1 protein-coding gene is annotated in these 607 nt (G+C 63.8%); it reads right to left on the minus strand.

All coding sequences use genetic code 11. The annotated features are described in order from the left end of the window. Positions 1 to 40: 40 nt before the first annotated feature. Positions 41 to 607, minus strand: a 567-nt coding sequence (locus NS365_RS23115) for an IS256 family transposase (RefSeq protein WP_153003933.1), incomplete at its 5' end; no start/stop codon positions are given.

Consider the following 607-nt stretch of genomic DNA (forward strand, 5'->3'; position numbering starts at 1 on the left):
GGGACTGTCAGGAATTTCGTGTGGGGCGGCGGGTTGAAGATCAGGCCGCCATGGCCATTGTGAAGCGTTCGCCGAAGAGGATGGCGAACTGAGCCTTTGCCATGGCCCATTCACGCGGGGCCATCCTCCACTCCTTTTCGGATCGGTTCAAGACCAGGAACAGGAGCTTCATCGCAGCATCGTCGTTCGGGAAGTGGCCTCGGGCCCGTACGGCGCGGCGCAGCTTGGAGTTCAGGGCCTCGATCTGGTTCGTGGTGTAGACGATCCGGCGAACTTCCTCTGGGAAGGCGAAGAAGGGCACGACCTCAGCCCAGGCCCGCCGCCAGCTCTGGCCGATCGCCTGGTATTTGCGACCCCATTCGCTGGTCTCGAACGCCGTCAGCGCCTTCTCGGCCGCCGTTGCATCGCTGGCGCGGTAGATACCCTCCAAGGCCGCCGCCACGGGCTTTCTGTCCTTGTAGGACGTGAAGTCCAGGCTGTGGCGCAGGAGATGGACGACGCAGGTCTGAACGGTGGCGTCCGGAAAGACAGCGACGATCGCCTCGGGAAAGCCCCTCAGGCCATCGACCACGGCCAGAAGCACGTCCTCGACGCCGCGGTTCTTCAT

It is taken from the genome of Aureimonas ureilytica (assembly GCF_001475935.1).
GTDB lineage: Bacteria > Pseudomonadota > Alphaproteobacteria > Rhizobiales > Rhizobiaceae > Aureimonas > Aureimonas ureilytica_A.